This window comes from Vibrio sp. 1727 (assembly GCF_033344415.1).
Taxonomy (GTDB): Bacteria; Pseudomonadota; Gammaproteobacteria; order Enterobacterales; family Vibrionaceae; genus Vibrio; species Vibrio alginolyticus.
Genome location: NZ_JAWPOT010000366.1, coordinates 1 through 643 on the forward strand (window position 1 = coordinate 1; position 643 = coordinate 643).

Here is a 643-nt window from a genome sequence, read left to right on the forward strand (position 1 = left end):
GCCAGGCAACGGTATTTTGCGCACGGTGGTGAACCTAGGCGATAAAGTAGAAAAAGGTGAAACCTTAGCTTACATCAGCTCACCCCTCGGTCACGATGAAATAGAGCTAAAAGCACCTAAAAGTGGTTTAGTGATCGGTCAGCAAACGCTGCCATTAGTGAACGAAGGCGATGCCATTTTCCACCTCGCATACTTCAGCCAAAGCGACGATGAAGTAGAACAAGCGGTAGAAAGCTACATTGAAGGATTAACTGAGTTTGACGTCGAACAGGTAACGACGGGACAAATCCCACTCGACACTCAGTCATAATTGCATGCTCTATGATCTCAAAGCCCAGTACCTAGTGCCGGGCTTTTTTTGTTATGTTTACTCACCAATATTATTTATTACAAACACTTAAACACGAAAACCCAACGTTTGTGCTTCGTGTTTAGCTTATTTCAATTCATCTTGCTCACCGCACAATTGCACAGCGTTTTATTTATTCGTATTATGTTTTCTTTTTGCTTGCACACATCTATGAATAAAACACAACTCATTAGCTGTTTGTTGGGACTTGGACTTTCTGCAAATCTCCTCGCTCAAGAATCTGAAAACATCGCTCAATACTTACAAGAACAAAGTCAACAACATTCACTAGAA

Annotated in this window: 1 protein-coding gene; it reads left to right on the forward strand. The window is 41.5% G+C overall.

Annotated elements, in window-relative coordinates; translation table 11 throughout:
* Window positions 1-310 (forward strand): succinylglutamate desuccinylase/aspartoacylase family protein (locus tag R8O10_RS25780; RefSeq protein ID WP_318192034.1); only part of this gene is annotated, 310 nt, incomplete at its 5' end.
* Between the last annotated feature and the right edge of the window lie 333 nt (window positions 311-643).